Source organism: Pseudomonas sp. RA_15y_Pfl1_P11, assembly GCF_963970975.1.
GTDB lineage: Bacteria > Pseudomonadota > Gammaproteobacteria > Pseudomonadales > Pseudomonadaceae > Aquipseudomonas > Aquipseudomonas tritici.
The window spans coordinates 266,729-283,584 of sequence record NZ_CAXAOY010000001.1; the positions used below are offsets into that span (position 1 = coordinate 266,729).

Annotated in this window: 18 protein-coding genes; 8 read left to right on the forward strand and 10 right to left on the reverse strand. The window is 60.2% G+C overall.

What is annotated here, in order from left to right:
* Positions 1–20 precede the first annotated feature (20 nt).
* Positions 21–593 carry an elongation factor P gene (locus tag AACY44_RS01245; RefSeq protein ID WP_003172723.1) on the forward strand — a complete coding sequence of 191 codons (573 nt, stop codon included), beginning with the start codon at positions 21–23 and terminating at the stop codon, positions 591–593.
* Between the two features lie 67 nt (positions 594–660).
* On the opposite strand, the gene AACY44_RS01250 is transcribed toward AACY44_RS01245, so the two are convergent.
* The 4 genes from AACY44_RS01250 to AACY44_RS01265 form a co-directional block, all read right to left on the reverse strand.
* Positions 661–1,677 (reverse strand): alpha/beta hydrolase, encoded by a 1,017-nt coding sequence (locus AACY44_RS01250; RefSeq protein ID WP_339414772.1) that lies wholly within the window; start codon positions 1,675–1,677, stop codon positions 661–663.
* Positions 1,678–1,704: 27 nt separating this feature from the next.
* A complete protein-coding gene (locus AACY44_RS01255) occupies positions 1,705–2,124 on the reverse strand; it encodes an organic hydroperoxide resistance protein (RefSeq protein WP_339414771.1) in 420 nt (139 codons plus the stop codon).
* A 262-nt stretch (positions 2,125–2,386) separates the two neighbouring features.
* On the reverse strand, positions 2,387–2,839 hold the full coding sequence (locus tag AACY44_RS01260) for a MarR family winged helix-turn-helix transcriptional regulator (RefSeq protein WP_339414770.1): 453 nt from the start codon (positions 2,837–2,839) through the stop codon (positions 2,387–2,389).
* 80 nt (positions 2,840–2,919) lie between these two features.
* On the reverse strand, positions 2,920–3,870 hold the full coding sequence (locus AACY44_RS01265; protein ID WP_339414769.1) for a LysR family transcriptional regulator: 951 nt from the start codon (positions 3,868–3,870) through the stop codon (positions 2,920–2,922).
* 109 nt (positions 3,871–3,979) lie between these two features.
* Between AACY44_RS01265 and AACY44_RS01270 the strand changes: the two genes are divergently transcribed.
* Positions 3,980–4,729 (forward strand): sulfite exporter TauE/SafE family protein, encoded by a 750-nt coding sequence (locus AACY44_RS01270; protein WP_339414768.1) that lies wholly within the window; start codon positions 3,980–3,982, stop codon positions 4,727–4,729.
* On the opposite strand, the gene AACY44_RS01275 is transcribed toward AACY44_RS01270, so the two are convergent.
* A complete protein-coding gene (locus AACY44_RS01275; RefSeq protein WP_339414767.1) occupies positions 4,719–5,600 on the reverse strand; it encodes a LysR substrate-binding domain-containing protein in 882 nt (293 codons plus the stop codon). The genes AACY44_RS01270 and AACY44_RS01275 overlap by 11 nt on opposite strands.
* Positions 5,601–5,670: 70 nt before the next feature.
* Here AACY44_RS01275 and AACY44_RS01280 point away from each other — a divergent pair, with 70 nt between their 5' ends.
* A complete protein-coding gene (locus AACY44_RS01280) occupies positions 5,671–5,877 on the forward strand; it encodes a DUF1127 domain-containing protein (protein ID WP_339427785.1) in 207 nt (68 codons plus the stop codon).
* Positions 5,878–5,922: 45 nt separating this feature from the next.
* Positions 5,923–7,152 carry a winged helix-turn-helix domain-containing protein gene (locus AACY44_RS01285; RefSeq protein ID WP_339414763.1) on the forward strand — a complete coding sequence of 410 codons (1,230 nt, stop codon included), beginning with the start codon at positions 5,923–5,925 and terminating at the stop codon, positions 7,150–7,152.
* 49 nt (positions 7,153–7,201) lie between these two features.
* On the opposite strand, the gene AACY44_RS01290 is transcribed toward AACY44_RS01285, so the two are convergent.
* On the reverse strand, positions 7,202–8,548 hold the full coding sequence (locus AACY44_RS01290) for a class II 3-deoxy-7-phosphoheptulonate synthase (protein ID WP_339414762.1): 1,347 nt from the start codon (positions 8,546–8,548) through the stop codon (positions 7,202–7,204).
* A gap of 123 nt (positions 8,549–8,671) precedes the next feature.
* Between AACY44_RS01290 and AACY44_RS01295 the strand changes: the two genes are divergently transcribed.
* Entirely contained in the window at positions 8,672–9,427 is a 756-nt protein-coding gene (locus AACY44_RS01295; RefSeq protein ID WP_339414761.1) for a spermidine synthase, read from the forward strand.
* Positions 9,428–9,495: 68 nt separating this feature from the next.
* Here the strand turns inward: AACY44_RS01295 and AACY44_RS01300 are convergent, their stop codons facing one another.
* Entirely contained in the window at positions 9,496–9,918 is a 423-nt protein-coding gene (locus AACY44_RS01300; protein ID WP_339414760.1) for a hypothetical protein, read from the reverse strand.
* A 423-nt stretch (positions 9,919–10,341) separates the two neighbouring features.
* Here AACY44_RS01300 and AACY44_RS01305 point away from each other — a divergent pair, with 423 nt between their 5' ends.
* Positions 10,342–12,015: a DEAD/DEAH box helicase gene (locus AACY44_RS01305; RefSeq protein WP_053255160.1), complete on the forward strand. Its 1,674-nt coding sequence runs from the start codon at positions 10,342–10,344 to the stop codon at positions 12,013–12,015.
* Positions 12,016–12,154: 139 nt separating this feature from the next.
* Here AACY44_RS01305 and AACY44_RS01310 read toward each other — a convergent pair whose 3' ends face one another.
* Positions 12,155–12,922, reverse strand: a complete 768-nt coding sequence (locus tag AACY44_RS01310; RefSeq protein WP_339529670.1) for a DODA-type extradiol aromatic ring-opening family dioxygenase — start codon at positions 12,920–12,922, stop codon at positions 12,155–12,157.
* A 103-nt stretch (positions 12,923–13,025) separates the two neighbouring features.
* Between AACY44_RS01310 and AACY44_RS01315 the strand changes: the two genes are divergently transcribed.
* Entirely contained in the window at positions 13,026–13,682 is a 657-nt protein-coding gene (locus AACY44_RS01315) for a thiopurine S-methyltransferase (protein ID WP_339414758.1), read from the forward strand.
* Positions 13,683–13,841: 159 nt separating this feature from the next.
* Here the strand turns inward: AACY44_RS01315 and htpX are convergent, their stop codons facing one another.
* The gene (gene htpX / locus AACY44_RS01320) at positions 13,842–14,729 is read right to left on the reverse strand and encodes a protease HtpX (RefSeq protein ID WP_339414757.1); all 888 of its coding nucleotides are present in this window, start codon (positions 14,727–14,729) and stop codon (positions 13,842–13,844) included.
* Between the two features lie 304 nt (positions 14,730–15,033).
* Positions 15,034–16,245, reverse strand: coding sequence for a pyridoxal phosphate-dependent aminotransferase (locus AACY44_RS01325; protein ID WP_339414756.1), 1,212 nt, complete (start codon positions 16,243–16,245; stop codon positions 15,034–15,036).
* Positions 16,246–16,446: 201 nt separating this feature from the next.
* Between AACY44_RS01325 and msrB the strand changes: the two genes are divergently transcribed.
* Positions 16,447–16,839, forward strand: coding sequence for a peptide-methionine (R)-S-oxide reductase MsrB (msrB, locus tag AACY44_RS01330; RefSeq protein ID WP_339414755.1), 393 nt, complete (start codon positions 16,447–16,449; stop codon positions 16,837–16,839).
* Positions 16,840–16,856: the final 17 nt, after the last annotated feature.

Consider the following 16,856-nt stretch of genomic DNA (forward strand, 5'->3'; position numbering starts at 1 on the left):
CCAAATTTCGGATATATGCAATGAAAACTGGTAAAGAACTGAAACCCGGTACAGTGATCCGTCTCGAAAACGACCCTTGGCTGGTTCAGAAAGCTGAGTTCACCAAGTCTGGTCGTAACAGCGCAATCATGAAGACCAAGCTGAAGAACCTGCTGACCGGTTACAAGACCGAGATCGTCTACAGCGCCGATGACAAACTGGACGACGTGATCCTCGACCGCAAAGAAGCGACCCTGTCCTTCATCAGCGGCGACACCTACACGTTCATGGACACCACCGACTACACCATGTACGAGCTGAACGCTGAAGATATCGAAGCCGTTCTGCCGTTCATCGAAGAAGGCATGGAAGACGTCTGCGAAGCTATTTTCTTCGAAGAGCGCCTGGTTTCCGTAGAGCTGCCGACCACCATCGTGCGTAAAGTGGCCTACACCGAAGGTTCCGCTCGCGGCGACACTTCCGGCAAGGTGATGAAGCCTGCCAAGCTGAGCAACGGTACCGAACTGCAAGTGGCCGATTTCATCGAAATCGACGACCTGATCGAGATCGATACCCGCGAAGGCGGTTCGTACAAAGGTCGCGCCAAGAAGTAATTCTGGCCCAGCCGATACGAAAAAAAGCCCGATCTTGTGTCGGGCTTTTTCGTGCGCGTCGTATTGATTACTTCAGGTGTTGCTTCAGTTCGTCCGACGCTTGCAGCAGGGCTGAACGCACCGCTGGCACCTGGCTGACCACATTGAGCAAACCGTAGTCGTGGATCATGCCGTTGTAGCGCACGGCGGTTACCGGCACACCTGCCTGGTCCAACTTGCGGGCATAGGCCTCGCCTTCATCACGCAGCACATCGGCGCCGGCCGTCTGGATCAGCGCGGGCGGCAAGCCTTCGAGCTGAGCAGTGGTGGCCCGCAGCGGCGAGGCATAGATCTCGGCGCGTTGGTTGGCGTCGGTGGTGTAGTTGTCCCAGAACCACTTCATCATGTTGCGGGTGAGGAAGTGCCCTTCGGCGTACTCGTTGTAGGACCCCGTGTCGAAGCTGGCGTCGGTCACCGGCCACAGCAGCAGCTGGAATCTGATCGCCGGCGTGCCCTTGTCCTTGGCCATCAGGCTGACCACGGCCGCCATATTGCCGCCGACACTGTTGCCGGCTACCGCCAGGCGCTTGCCATCGACATTGATCTCTTTGCCGTGCTCGGCCACCCATTTAGTAGCGCCGTAGGCCTGGTTGATCGCCACCGGATAATGCGCTTCCGGCGAAGGCGTGTAGTTGACGAACACCGCCACCGCACCCGAGCCCGCCACCAAATCCCTCACCAGGCGTTCGTGGGTCGGGTAATCCCCCAGCACCCAGCCGCCACCGTGGAAGAACATGAATACCGGCAATGTGCCCTTGACCCCGGCCGGACGCACGATGGTCAGGTCCAGCGGCTTTCCATCGACCTGAATGGTCTTCTGGCTCACATCCGCGGTGGGCAAGGTCAGCTTGACACCGGCCTGGGCGCCAGTGAGTACGGCACGGGCGTCCTTTGGCGTCAGTTGCTCTATCGGTTTACCGGTGCCGGCGTTCAACGCATCCAGGAAGGCCTGGGTGTTGTGTTCCACATCACCCGTCGCAGCAAAGGCGTGGGTGATGGACAGGGCGAGCAGGGTTCCGGTGAGCGCTTTACCCATTGTGTTCATGTCTTTCTCCAGGGGCGGCCAAGGTCATTAGACGGTCACGTGCAGGCGCACATCGACGTTGCCACGGGTGGCGTTGGAGTACGGGCAGACGTGGTGAGCCGCGTCGACCAGGCTTTGCGCGTCGTCCTGGGCCAGGCCCGGCAGGCTGATGTGCAGGTCGATATCCAGGCCGAAACCACCGGGGATCTGGCCAATGCCGACGTGGGCAGTGATCGAGGCATCATCCGGGATCTTGCGTTTGGTCTGGCTGGCGACGAATTTCAGCGCGCCGATAAAGCAGGCCGAGTAGCCGGCAGCGAACAGTTGTTCAGGGTTAGTGGCTTGGCCACCGGCACCGCCGAGTTCTTTGGGCGTGGAGAGTTTGACGTCTAGGATGTTGTCGTTGGAAACAGCACGACCATCACGACCGCCGGTGGCGGTGGCTACTGCGGTATAGAGCGTTTGCATGGTGTTTTCCTCTTGGCTTTCAGCGCTAAATGTTTGCGCGCTAAGTAGTTGGTGAGGTGAATGTATAGCGCTAATGTTTAGCGCGCAAGATAAATTTTTAAAAAAGTTCGCAATGCGTCGTTTTCTGGCGCCACAAACCAAATGTGGGAGCTGGCTTGCCTGCGATAGCGGTGGATCAGTCACTGAATCAATCGACTGACATACCGCTTTCGCGAGCAGGCCCGCTCCCACATTTTAGATTTTTGATGGCGGGTCTACCGCGTTAGAGGCTGGCTTGCAGGTTGGCACGCAACGCAATCAAGTCGCCTTGCAGCTTGCGCAACTGGTCCAATTCCAAGCCGCTGGCGCCCAGAATGCACTCAGGAATCCCCATGGCCTTGTCCTGTAACGCCCGGCCGGCGTCGGTCAATTCCACCACCACCACGCGCTCATCTTCACGACTGCGTGTTCGGCTGAGCAGGCCTTCGACCTCCAGGCGCTTGAGCAGCGGGGTGAGGGAGCCCGGATCGGTCAGCAAGCGGCTGCTGATTTCGCCGACGGTCAAACCATCCTGTTCCCACAGCACCATCATCGCCAGGTATTGCGGGTAGGTCAGGCCCAGGGCCTGCAACAAAGGCTTGTAGACCTTGGTCATCAGCAGCGAGGTGGAGTGCAGGGCGAAGCACAACTGGTTGTCCAGCATCAGCGATTCGCACGGATCAGGGTTTTTACTCATGGCGGGGCCTCGAAAAAGCGTGTCTGGGCTGGAATCTAGCGGGCAATTCTTTAATGCGCCAGATAATTCCGTGCGGGCGGTCAGACCAAGCCACTTTGCAATGCCAGATCCCAGGGCGGCACTGGGCTGAAACGGGTTTTGAGGTATTCCAGCAACAAGCGGCTACGTGCATTGGGTTGCTGCTCCAGGCGCAGCGCATAGATCCCGGTGGTCTCGGGGCTGGGCAGGCCGTTTTCGCAAAACAACGGTAACAGCTCGCCGCGCACCAGGTACTCACTGGCGAGCCATGTGGGCAGATGGGCAATCCCCAGCCCCGCCAACGCGCCGGACAGCAAGGCTTCAGCGTTGTTGGCGCTCATGCGGATGCGCTGCGGGCGATAGGTCGCGCGGCGCCCATCCAGCTCAAAGCGCCAGGCGAACATCGGCGCCAAGCCATCCCAGTCCAGCCCGTCGTGTTCGCTTAACTCGCGAGGATGCAGCGGCGTGCCACGGCTTTTCAGATAGGCCGGGCTGGCGCAGGCGATGCGTACGATGCTTGCCAGGGGCGTGGCAATCAGCCGGGTGTCGACGATATGCCCGGCGCGCAGCACCAGATCGACCTTGCCCAGGTGCGCGCCCTGCATATCCACAAAGCTGTCGATCAAATGCAGGTGCACGTCCAGCCCCGGATACACATTGAGAAAATCTGCAATCACCGGTGCCAGATGCCGTCGCCCAAACGCTGCCGGCGCGTCCACGCGAATCAAGCCTTCCGGCGCATGGCTGAGGGACACCGCTTCGGCGCGCGCCAATTGCAACTCGTTGACAATCCGTCGCGCCCGCTCGGCAAATGCCAGGCCTGCCGGGGTCGGCACCACCGCGTGGGTGCTGCGCTGGAACAGGCGGCTGCCCACTGAGCTTTCCAGGCTGTCGATGCGCCGTGCCACCGCTGAGGGCGTCAGCGGGTGGCGACGTGCGGCGGCGGAAAAGCTGCCGGTCTCCAGTACATCGAGAAACAGGCCAAGCTGATCGGTCAAGGTATTCGGGTTCATTACACAAACGCTTATGCGAGATTGGCACAGCCATTGTGCGTTGCTGTGCGTTTCCACGCCATAGCCGACTGCGTAGCATGCAAGGCATGGGATTGAGGAGTAGCGCGCAGTGTTGGATGTAGTGATGTATTTGATCTTGGGCGCAGCCCTCGGCACGGTGGGTGGCCTGTTTGGCATTGGTGGCGGGCTGATTGCGATCCCGGTGCTGGGCGTATTGTTCGGCCTGGATCAACAACTGGCCCAGGGTACGGCGCTGGTGATGGTGGTGCCCAACGTGATGCTTGCGCTGTGGCGCTATCACCAACGTAACCGCATCGAACTGCGGCATGCGCTGCCGTTGGCGATCATGGGGTTCAGTTTTGCCTGGCTCGGTTCGATCTGGGCGGTGGGCCTGGATGCGGGGGCGATGCGCATCGGCTTTATCGTCTTTCTGGGGGTGCTGGCGGCCTATAACCTGCTGCGCATGTTCACCCGCAACGCACCCCCGAGCGCGCAGATGCGTTACTCCTGGCCCTGGCTGGGCGTATTGGGTGCGGCGTCCGGCTCTATGGGCGGTTTGTTTGGCGTGGGGGGCGCGGTGGTCGCCACGCCGGTACTCACCAGCGTGTTTGGCACCAGCCAAGTGATCGCGCAAGGATTGTCGCTGGCCTTGGCGCTGCCCAGCACCGGCGTAACGCTGGTGACCTACGCCTGGCACCAGGAAGTGGACTGGATGATCGGCGTGCCGTTGGCCGTCGGCGGTTTGCTCAGTATCAGTTGGGGTGTGAAGGTGGCGCATGCGCTGCCGGAGCGTGTGTTGCGCGGCTTGTTCTGTGGCTTCCTGGTGGTGTGCGCGGTGATGCTGACCTTTAAAGTCTGAAACCTTCGAGGATGTAGTCCGCCAGGCATTCGGTGATGGGCGAATTCATCTGTGGGTTGCGCAACAAGTGCAGGTTCATCGAGGGCAGTGGTGGCAGGCCCTCGTCCTTGCCAAGCACGCGCAGGTCGTCAGTCACCAGGCTTTCCATGCTGACCATCACCGCCAGGCCGGCGTTGACCACCGCCTGGATCGCCGCCACGTTGGAGCTGTGATAGGCCAGGCGATAATCGCGCCCGGCCGCCTCCAATGCCGACCGCGCCCACTGGGTGTAGAGACAATCGGCACCGGACATCGCCAGTGGCAGGGCTTCATGCTCGTCCGTGCAAAAGCATGGCGCTGCCGCCCACACCATGCGTTCTGTGCGCAACAGCTCACCGATTTCATTGCCTGGCTCGCGGCTGACAACGGTCAACGCCAAATCCCGCCGCTGCATTAGCACCGGTGAGGATTCGCAGTGCATCTCGATCTGGATCAGCGGATAGGCCTTGGAAAACTGCTTCAGAATCCCAGGCAGGAAACGCATCACGTAGTCATCTGGCGTGCCGATGCGCACCAACCCCACCATGTGCGGCTCACGCAGGGTGTTGAACACTTCGCTGTGCAGTTTCAGGATGCGCCGCGCATACCCCAGCAACACCTGGCCTTCGGGTGTGAGCCGTACCTGGCGACCATCACGTTCGAACAGCTTGCGCTGCAACACGTCTTCTTCCAGGCGCTTCATCTGCATGCTCACCGCCGATTGAGTGCGGTTGACCAATTCCCCGGCGCGGGTAAAACCGCCCTGGTCGGCGATGGCGACGAAGGTGCGCAGCACTTCTGTGTCGATGCTTGGGAAGCTGGACAAATGATCAATCTCTGAGATGTATTGCATAAGAAACATTCGTTGGATTGATCATAAGCCCGGGCACACACTTGCGCCATCCCCACGGGAGGGCGAGAAGATGAAAGGTCAAAGAGGTTTTGTATTGCTAGTGAAACGTCCATTTTTCGGGCTGTTTCACAAGATCGCCCGTTGGCAGGTGGTGCACGCGGAGCGGCAGATGCTGGCAACCTTGAGCGATGAGGCGCTCAAGGATATCGGGCTCAATCGCCGCGACGTAGAGCAGGAGCGACACCTGAATTTCTGGCAAGACCCGCTGCGAAAATGATCGCGGATGCAGTAGGGTAGGTGGCGCGCCCACACGGAGACCCCCATGCCCGCCGACCTGTCTTTTTCACTCAAGCAAGCTCGACGCATGGCGCTGGCGGCCCAGGGTTTTTCCGGGCGCCAGGCGCCTGCGCTGATTAAGGCTGCGCAGCTCAACCGGATGATTGAACGCCTCGGCGTGTTGCAGATCGACTCGGTGAACGCCGTGGTGCGCTCGCATTACCTGCCGCTGTTTTCCCGACTGGGCAATTACTCCCCTTTGCTCCTTGAACAGGCGGCCTGGAGCCAGGGCCGGCGGCGTTCGTTGTTCGAATACTGGGGGCATGAGGCGTCACTATTGCCGCTGGCGCTTTACCCGTTGATGCGTTGGCGCATGGTGCGGGCGCAGCAGGGGCAGGGTATCTATTCACAGATGGCGCGTTTTGGTCGGGAGCAGCAGGCCACCATCCAGCGTGTTTTGCAGACCGTTGAACAACAGGGGGCACTGGGTGCCGGCAGCCTGTCGACCCGCGAAGAGCGCGCGGGCCCGTGGTGGGATTGGAGTGATGAAAAACACGCGCTGGAATGGCTGTTTGCTGCTGGCCTCGTCACTGTCGCAGGGCGGCGTGGGTTTGAGCGGCTCTATGATTTGCCGGAACGGGTGATCCCCCGCGAGATGCTTCAAGCCTCTGTGACTGAAACTGAAGCCCAGCGCGGCTTGTTGTTGCACAGTGTGACAGCGTTAGGTGTGGGTACGGAAAAAGACCTGCGCGATTATTTTCGCCTGGACCCTGCCGACAGCCGCAATCGCCTTGCCGAATTGGTTGAGGACGGCCAATTGCTGACCTGCCAGGTGCAAGGCTGGAAACAGCCGGCGTACTGCCTGCCCGAACCCAAAGTGCCGCGCAAAGCACCGGCCAGCGCATTGCTGTCGCCATTCGATTCGTTGATCTGGGAACGCAGCCGCACCGAGCGCTTGTTTGATTTCCGTTACCGCTTGGAGATCTACACGCCACAGGACAAACGCGTCTACGGCTATTACGTGCTGCCGTTTTTGCACAACGAGCGGATCGCCGCGCGCATCGACTTGCGCGCCGAGCGCGCCAATGGGCGTTTGGCGGTGCATGCGGTGCATGAGGAAGAGCCGGGGCTTGATGAGGAGGGGATGTTGGCGCTGGCGCTGAATCTGCGGCAGATGGCTGATTGGCTGGGGTTGGAGCAGGTGCTGCTCAATTGCCAAAGGCCGAGTGCCGACCGGTTAAGCGTTGCAATGATCAGCTTGGATGTTGTGCTTTAGGGCGCTATCGGGGCTTGTCCCCGATGGCGCCCTAAAGGCAACTTAAATCTCAGCGCTTGACCTGCTTCAAGGTCTCGGCAATCAAAAACGCCAACTCCAGCGACTGATCGGCATTCATCCGCGGGTCGCAATGGGTGTGATAGCGGTCCGACAAACCATCTTCAGTAATCGGCCGCGCGCCGCCGATGCATTCGGTGACGTTCTGCCCGGTCATTTCGATATGAATCCCGCCGGCATACGTCCCCTCGGCCTGGTGCACCTGGAAGAAATCCTTCACCTCGCCCAGGATCTGCGCAAAGTCGCGGGTCTTGTAGCCGCTGCTGGCCTTGATGGTGTTGCCATGCATCGGATCGGAGCTCCATAGCACCTGCTTGCCCTCGCGCTGCACCGCACGAATCAGGCCTGGCAGGTGGTCGCCGACCTTGCCGGCGCCCATGCGCGCGATCAGGTTGAGGCGGCCGGGGTCGTTGTCCGGGTTGAGGATGTCGATCAAGCGGATCAAGTCATCCGGGTTCATGCTCGGCCCGACCTTGACGCCGATCGGGTTGTTCACCCCGCGCAGGAATTCGACGTGGGCACCGTCCAACTGGCGCGTACGGTCGCCGATCCACAGCATGTGCGCCGAGCAGTCGTAGTAGTCGTTGGTCAGGCTGTCACGGCGCACGAAGGCTTGTTCGTAGTTGAGCAGCAGTGCTTCGTGGGCGGTGAAGAAGCTGGTTTCGCGCAGTTGCGGCGAGCTGTCCATGCCGCAGGCGCGCATGAAGGCCAGGGTTTCATCGATGCGGTCGGCCAGTTGGCTGTACTTCTCGGCCAGAGCGGAGTTGGCGATGAAGTCCAGGTTCCACTTGTGCACCTGGTGCAGGTCGGCAAACCCGCCTTGGGCAAACGCGCGCAACAGGTTGAGGGTGGCGGTGGACTGGTGATAGGACTGCAACAAGCGGTCCGGGTCCGGCACGCGGCTTTTTTCATCGAAACCGATGCCGTTGACGATGTCGCCGCGATAGGCGGGCAGGGTGATGCCGTCGATGGTCTCGTCGTTGGCCGAACGCGGCTTGGCGAACTGGCCGGCCATGCGCCCGACTTTGACCACCGGGCAGCCGGCGGCGAAGGTCATCACAATGGCCATCTGCAGCAACACCTTGAAGGTGTCGCGGATTTTCGCGGCGGAGAATTCGGCAAAGCTCTCGGCGCAGTCGCCACCTTGCAGCAGGAACGCGCGTCCCTGGGTCACTTCGGCAAACTGGCGACGCAACTCGCGGGCTTCCCCGGCAAACACCAGCGGCGGGTAGCTGGCCAGGCTCTGCTCCACGTGCAGCAGGTGCGCAGCGTCCGGGTACTGGGGTTGTTGCTGGATCGGCAGGGCGCGCCAGCTGTCGGGGCTCCAGGGTTGGCTCATCATGCACTCGATTGTTGATTGACGGTCGGGCGCCAATGTTATCAGCAATTAGTGCGTGACCTGTTGCCGCCGGTTGGCCGACAATCACGCCTTTGCCGTGCAGCAAACCCTTTAGGAGTAATGATGACCGAGGAGCGTGTCGAGCGCCTGCTCGCCGAAGTCCATGATGATTTCGGCATGATCCGTGTGCTCGAAGTGGCCGATTACCGTTTTCTCGAGTTCGGCGATGCCATCGAGCAAAGCTGCGTGTTCACGGCTGACCCGAGCTGGCTGGAGTACGACTACACCCGCGCGATGCTGATCGGCGCGTTGTGCCATGAACAGCCGGAAAGCGCACTGTTCCTCGGCCTGGGCGCCGGTACGCTGACCCAGGCGTGCCTTAAGTTCCTGCCGCTGGAAGACGTGGAGGCCATCGAGTTGCGTCCCGACGTGCCGCGCCTGGCCATCGAATACCTGGGGCTGGACGATGACCCACGGCTGTATATCCGCGTCGGCGACGCGCTGCAATTGCTCGACACGGCTGAGTCGGCCGACCTGATTTTCGTCGACCTCTACACCGACGTCGGCCCCGGCGTCGGGCACCTGGCCTGGACCTTCCTGGAAAGCTGCCAGAAAAAACTCAACCCCGGCGGCTGGCTGGTGATCAACCAATGGGCCACCGACGATGGCAAACCGTTGGGTGCGGCGTTGTTGCGCGGGTTGTATCACCGGCATTACTGGGAACTGCCGGTGAAGGAGGGGAATGTGATTCTGTTGGTGCCTTCGGAGCTGGATCAGGCGTTGGATAGGGAGGGCCTGTCCGCTCGCGCCGAAGCCTTGGCGCCGCGTTTGGGCTATTCGCTGCAGTCGCTGATTAAGGCGATTCGGCCGGCAACCTAGTCGCCTGTTCTGACGCTTTCGCAAGCAAGTCGAAGAGGCCATCACTGTCGACGGCTAATTCAGGTTATTCATATACCCTTGAACACCCCCGGCCGCTTCTCAATCATCGCCCGTACACCTTCCTCGGCATCCTCGCTGTTAAGCAATTTATCCACCACAGGCGGCAAAGCCGCCGCCGCGACGGCTTCGCCTTCCATATGCGCCAGCCGTGCCGACATCAATGTGGCCTGCACACCCAGCGGTGGTTGCCAGCCGACGGCCATCACCGCGCTGACATTGGCCAGGTCCAGCCCGGCAGTGAAGTGATCACCATGGGCAAATACCACCGCCACCCGCGCATCGGCATTTCGATCAAATTCACCATATGTCAGGCTCAGCTCGTTGAGCAGGTCCAGGTCGAAAGCGTTGCGTTTGGCTACCCGGTCCAGGCCCAACAGCAGGACATGGCCCTGCAGTTTTCGGCTGACGCGGCGGCTGCTGGCTTGATTCATCGGGTGTGCCCTCGGGCGCGGGGAAGGGTTTCAGACCAAAGGGTCGGAAGGGTTGGGTGAACCGTTTAAGCGTTGTGACCAACAGGGCCGGGCCTTTGAAAAATAGACCTAACGCGTGTTATCTGCAAAGACTGTGACGCAGCGCGGTTTATCAGTGCTTTACGATAAAAAAAGCTCCCTTTTTCAGCTATTTCCGGTATAGTGCGCGCCGGCCTTTAACCGGGCCGCGTTTAGGTAGCGCAATTCCCCGAAGTCAGCTTCGGCTGCACGTCCGCACAGCGGACTCTTCCTTGACGAATCTTTTTCATTCATTCGTTTTCGCAAATCCCCGCCGACAAAGCAGCCAGGGCGACTCTTGAGTCTCAACACGGCATGCGCAGCTTTGGAGCATGGGTCTTTGCGGATGCACTTAGAGGCAGACCCATGACCCAGGAAACCGGCGGCTTCGCCGCTTTTAATCTTAACCCGAATATTCTCGCTGCCGTCATCGCGACCGGCTACGAAGAACCTTCGGCGATTCAGCAGCAATCGATCCCGATCATCATGGCCGGCCAGGACATGATTGGCCAGGCGCAAACCGGTACTGGTAAAACCGCCGCGTTCGCCCTGCCTATCCTGCACTGCATCGATCCTGCCAAGCGCGAACCGCAAGCCCTGATCCTGGCGCCAACTCGTGAGTTGGCGCTGCAAGTAGCAACCGCTTTTGAAACCTACGCCAAGCAAATGCCAGGCGTTACCGTTGTGGCTGTTTACGGCGGCGCGCCGATGGGCCCGCAACTGAAAGCAATCCGTAACGGCGCACAGATCGTTGTCGCCACCCCGGGCCGTCTGTGCGACCACCTGCGTCGCGACGAGAAAGTCCTGTCGACCGTGAACCATCTGGTTCTCGACGAAGCTGACGAAATGTTGAAGCTGGGCTTCATGGATGACCTGGAAGTCATCTTCAAGGCGCTGCCACCGACCCGTCAGACCGTCCTGTTCTCGGCCACCCTGCCACAGTCGATCCGTGCCATTGCCGAACGCCACCTGCGCGATCCGCAACACGTGAAGATCCAGACCAAGACTCAGACCGTTACTGCGATCGAACAGGCTCACCTGTTGGTTCACGCTGACCAGAAGACCTCGGCTGTATTGAGCCTGCTGGAAGTCGAAGACTTCGACGCCCTGATCATGTTCGTGCGCACCAAGCAAGCGACCCTTGACCTGGCCAGTGCCCTGGAAGCCAAAGGCTACAAAGCCGCTGCGCTGAACGGTGACATCGCCCAGAACCAACGTGAGCGCGTGATCGACTCCCTCAAGGATGGCCGTCTGGACATCGTTGTGGCGACCGACGTTGCTGCGCGTGGTCTCGACGTTCCACGTATCACCCACGTGTTCAACGTTGACATGCCGTACGACCCAGAGTCCTACGTTCACCGTATCGGCCGTACTGGCCGTGCCGGTCGCGAAGGTCGTGCACTGCTGCTGGTGACGCCACGTGAGCGCCGCATGCTGCAAGTGATCGAGCGTGTTACCGGTCAGAAAGTCGCTGAAGTCCGCCTGCCGGATGCCCAGGCCGTTCTGGATGCTCGCATCAAGAAACTGACCAACAGCCTGTCGCCGCTGGTGGCTGACGCTGAATCGACCCACGGCGAATTGCTTGACCGCCTGACCGCCGATATCGGTTGCACCCCACGTGCCCTGGCTGCAGCCCTGCTGCGTAAAGCGACCAACGGTCAAGCATTGACCCTGGCAGCCATCGAGAAAGAACGCCCACTGGTGCCGAACAACGCGCCACGCGGTGATCGTCCAGAGCGTACTGGCGACCGTCCAGACCGTGGTGATCGTGAGCGTCGCGCTCCGGTTCCATTGGCTGAAGGCCGTGCTCGTTGCCGTACCGCGCTGGGCGCGCGTGACGGTATCGCTGCCAAGAACCTGCTCGGCGCTATCCTCAACGAGGGTGGCCTGGCACGTGAAGCCATCGGTCGCATCCAGGTCCGTGACAGCTTCTCCCTGGTGGAGCTGCCGGAAGATGGTCTGGAAAAACTGCTGGCCAAGCTGAAAGACACTCGCGTTGCCGGTAAGCAGTTGAAGCTGCGTCGCTACCGCGAAGATTGATCCGCCTATGGGTTGATTGATCGCACATAAAAAATCCCCGACTGGTTCGGGGATTTTTTTGTCTGGCATTTGAGGTTTTGGCTCTGTATCCAAGTTAATGTGGGAGCGAGCGAGCCCGCTCCCCACATTTAGATTTCTGTCAGCCGAAGCGGTAGATGTCCATGCCGAGGGCGCCCATAGTGAACCCCTGGTGCGCCACGCTGAAATCGCCACCGGCGCCACGTGCAAAGTACAGCGGCAACAAATGCTCATCGCTGGGATGGCTACGTACCGCATGCGGTGCCTGACGGCGATAGTCGTGCAGCGCGTTCTCATCGTTAGCCGCCAGCTTGTCCACCACCCAGTCCCGGAAATCCCGCGCCCAGGGCTCTATGCTCTCAGGCCCTGCGTGCCAGTCAAGTTCGCCCAGGTTATGGGTGATGCTGCCCGAGCCGATCAATAGCACACCTCTGTCGCGCAGGCTGGCAAGCGCATGCCCGACCCGTGTCTGCAGGGCAGGGCCCATGCGGCTGGGCAGGGAAACCTGCACCACTGGAATGTCTGCCGCCGGGTACATCAACGAGAGCGGTACCCAAGTGCCGTGGTCGAACGGGCGTTGGTCGTCTAGGCGTGCATTCAAACCATCGGCGTGCAGCCGCTTGACTATCTCGCCGGCCAACTGCGGATCGCCCGGCGCGGGGTATTGCACGGCAAACAATTCGCGGGGGAAGCCACCAAAGTCGTGCCAGGTGTCGGGCGCCGCGCTGCCGCTGACCAGCAGCTCATGGCTTTCCCAGTGCGCCGACACCACCACGATTGCCTTCGGCCGTGGCATCTCAGCGGCGAGTCGCTGGAGCGCCGGGCCGCTGGCGCCGGGTTGCAGGGCGAGCATGGGCGAACCGTGGGAGATAAACAGGCTGGGGAACATAAGGGGGGTCCTGAGCGTTAACATGGGCCCATCTTTAATCAGATCATTGATCTAAATCTAATATAAGTTTTAGCACAATTTGATCGAGTTTTCGGGGGTATCCATGGAGCTTGAGTTTTGGCGGGAGCGCTGGGCGCGCAATCAGATCGGCTTTCATTTGCCCGAGGTCAATCCTTGCCTGCAACGGCACTGGCCGACGTTGGCCCTCGCCAAGGGCGCCAAAGTGCTGGTGCCATTGTGTGGCAAAAGCCTGGACCTGATGTGGCTGGCCAGCCGTGGGCATCGTGTACTTGGCGTGGAGCTGTCGGAGCAGGCGGTGGAAGCTTTCTTCAGCGAACAGAGCCTGGCGCCGCGCATCACCCAGCGGGGCGTGTTCAAGGTGTATCAGGCTGATTTGATCGAAGTGTGGTGCGGCGATTTCTTCGCCCTTGACGCCGAGGCGCTGGCTGATTGCACGGCGCTGTATGATCGCGCCGCGCTGATCGCCTTGCCGCCGCTGATGCGTGCGCAGTATGCCGAGCACCTGAATACGCTTTTGCGGCCGGGTTGCCAGGGGCTGCTGATCACCCTCGATTACGACCAGACGCAAAAAGCCGGCCCGCCGTTTGCGGTGACGGATGAGGAGGTGAAGGTGCTGTTTGGCGCGGACTGGGCCCTGAAGGTGGTGGAAGAGCAAGACATTCTGGGCGAGAGCTGGAAGTTCGTGCAGGACGGCGTTACGCGGCTGGAAGAGCGTGGGTATCAACTGACCAGGTGCTGACCCTGCTAGCGATGGCCATCGGTATCTACACATTCTAAATGTGATATCACGTAGCAGAGGCTCGCTCTAGAGGTGTAGATACCTATGCCGCAATGCTCAAAGACGTACCCACGAAAAAGGGGCGATCAGATCGCCCCTTTCGGTGTCACTACCGAGCTATCAGCCCCGACGACGCAGTGCGTCGATACGCTCTTCCAGTGGCGGGTGGCTCATGAACAGGCGAGCCATGCCTTGCTTGATGCCACCGTTGATACCAAAGGCCGTCAGGCTGTCCGGCATATGCACCGGCAGGCCCTGTTCGGAGCGCAGGTGTTGCAGCGCTGCGATCATCGCCCCGGTACCGGCCAGGCGGGCACCGGCTTCGTCTGCGCGAAATTCCCGTTTGCGCGAGAACCACATGGTGATCGCGCTGGCCAGGAAGCCCAGCACGATTTCGGCGAAGATGGTTGCCACGAAGTAGGCAATACCGCGGCCTTCTTCGTTCTTGAAGATCACCTTGTCGACAAAGTTGCCGATGATCCGCGCGAAGAACATCACGAAGGTGTTCACCACGCCTTGGACCAGCGCCAGGGTGACCATGTCACCGTTGGCCACGTGGCCGATCTCGTGGGCCAGCACCGCCTTCACTTCATCGTACGAGAAGCGTTCCAGCATGCCCTGGCTGACCGCAACGAGTGCGTCGTTCTTGTTCCAGCCGGTGGCAAAGGCGTTGGCTTCATAGGCCGGGAAGATCCCGACCTCGGGCATCTTGATGCCTGCTTCGCGGGACAATTGCTCGACGGTCTGCAGCAACCATTGCTCATGCCGGGTACGTGGCTGGGTGATCACCTGGGTGCTGGTGCTCATTTTCGCCATCCACTTGGAGATGAACAGCGAGAACAGCGAGCCGGCAAAACCAAAGACCGCACAGAAAATCAGCAGCTGATTGAGGTTCAGGTCAACCCCGTTGGCCGCCATGAACCCATTGAAGCCGAAAAGGCTCAAGGTAATGCTGGCAATCAGCACGACCGCAAGGTTAGTGGCCAAGAACAGCAGGATGCGCATCATGGTTGTAGAGTTCTCCTCATGCTTAATATGTCGCGTACTGCGGGGTATATAAGGTGCGGCATGGGGTGATTCAACCGAGCGACTATTTCAAACTGTGTCCTACAGCCTGAATGTAGAGCCTTGAAGGGCTTTTCCGACGCGAAAAAGCCGCCTTGATCGGTTCGCCTATACCTTCCAGCCCAGTAAATATAGGGGGGAGATAGCTTTTGCTGCGCCAGCAAACGGCTGGAACGGAGAAGGGGCAGAGAAGTGTTGCCAGATACTCGCTGTACGACCGATTGTCGATCGTACAGCGCCGTTTCCGTTACTGGCGATAGGACTTGAGGAAGCTACCGATGCGACCAATGGCCATCTCCAGGTCATCCACGCGCGGCAATGTCACCACGCGGAAGTGATCCGGCCACGGCCAGTTGAACGCCGTGCCTTGCACCACCAGCAGTTTTTCCGAGAGCAGCAGGTCGAGCACAAACTTCTCGTCGTTGAGAATCGGGCACACCTTCGGGTCGATCCGCGGGAAGGCGTACAGCGCGCCCATGGGTTTCACACAGCTCACGCCCGGGATTGCGTTGAGCAGTTCCCAGGTGCGATTACGCTGTTCCAGAAGGCGACCTTGGGGCAAGATCAGGTCGTTGATGCTCTGGTAGCCGCCCAGCGCGGTCTGGATCGCGTGCTGGCTGGGTACGTTGGCACACAGGCGCATGTTGGCCAGTATGTCGATACCTTCGATGTAACTTTGCGCGTTGTGCTTGGGGCCGGAGATGGCGATCCAGCCGGAGCGAAACCCCGCCACGCGGTAGGACTTGGACAGGCCGTTGAAGGTCAGGCACAGCAGGTCCGGCGCCAGCGACGCGGTGCAGATGTGCACGGCGTCGTCGTAGAGGATCTTGTCGTAGATCTCGTCGGAGAACACCACCAGGTTGTGCTGGCGCGCCAGTTCGAGCATGCCCAGCAACACCTCCCTGGAATACACGGCGCCGGTCGGGTTGTTCGGGTTGATGATCACCAGGGCCTTGGTGTTCGGGGTGATCTTGGCCTTGATGTCGGCCAGGTCCGGGAACCAGTCGGCGCCTTCGTCACACAGGTAGTGCACCGGGTGGCCACCGGACAGGGTCACGGCGGCGGTCCACAGCGGGTAGTCCGGCGCCGGCACCAGCACTTCGTCGCCATTGTTGAGTAGGGCCTGCATGGACATCACGATCAGCTCGGACACGCCATTGCCCAGGTAGATGTCTTCGATGCCAACACCTTCGACCTGCTTTTGCTGGTAGTACTGCATCACCGCTTTACGCGCGCTGAACAAGCCTTTGGAGTCGCTGTAGCCCTGGGCGGTGGGCAGATTGCGGATCACGTCCTGGAGGATCTCGTCCGGCGCTTCGAAACCAAAGGGCGCCGGGTTGCCAATGTTCAGCTTGAGGATGCGATGGCCTTCCTCTTCCAGGCGTTTGGCGTGCTTGAGCACTGGGCCGCGAATGTCATAGCAGACGTTGGCGAGCTTGTTCGATTTGCTGACCTGCATGGCGATGTGATCCTGAAAATGAACGATCCAGACGGTGTGGACACTACCGTACTGTGAATCCCGCGGGGCCGCCCCCATAAATACGTTTGAATGCCGGTAGCGCGGGTGCCAGACTGGCGTTTTGAAGAGGCGCAATCATACGTGCCGCCTGATCTACGGAAAAGACACAGATCAGGCTTTTTCAGTTGCCGAGGTGTACCGATGGAAAAGCTGCAGAAGACCATTGATGAATGGAAAGCCATGCTCGACCCCGAGCAGTACAACGTATGTCGTCTCAAGGGTACCGAGCGACCTTTCAGCGGCAAGTACAACGGCACCAAGACGGACGGTGTGTACCACTGCATCTGCTGCAACGAGCCGCTGTTCGATTCGACCACCAAGTTTGATTCCGGCTGCGGCTGGCCCAGTTTCTACGCGCCGATTGCCGACAGCGCGATGATCGAAATCCGTGACGTCAGCCACGGCATGACCCGCACCGAAGTCACCTGCGCCAAATGCGATGCCCACCTGGGCCATGTATTCCCCGACGGTCCGCCGCCGACTGGCCTGCGTTATTGCATCAATTCGGTGTGCCTGGACCTCGTCCCGCGTTGATAAAACCTCTGTAGGCG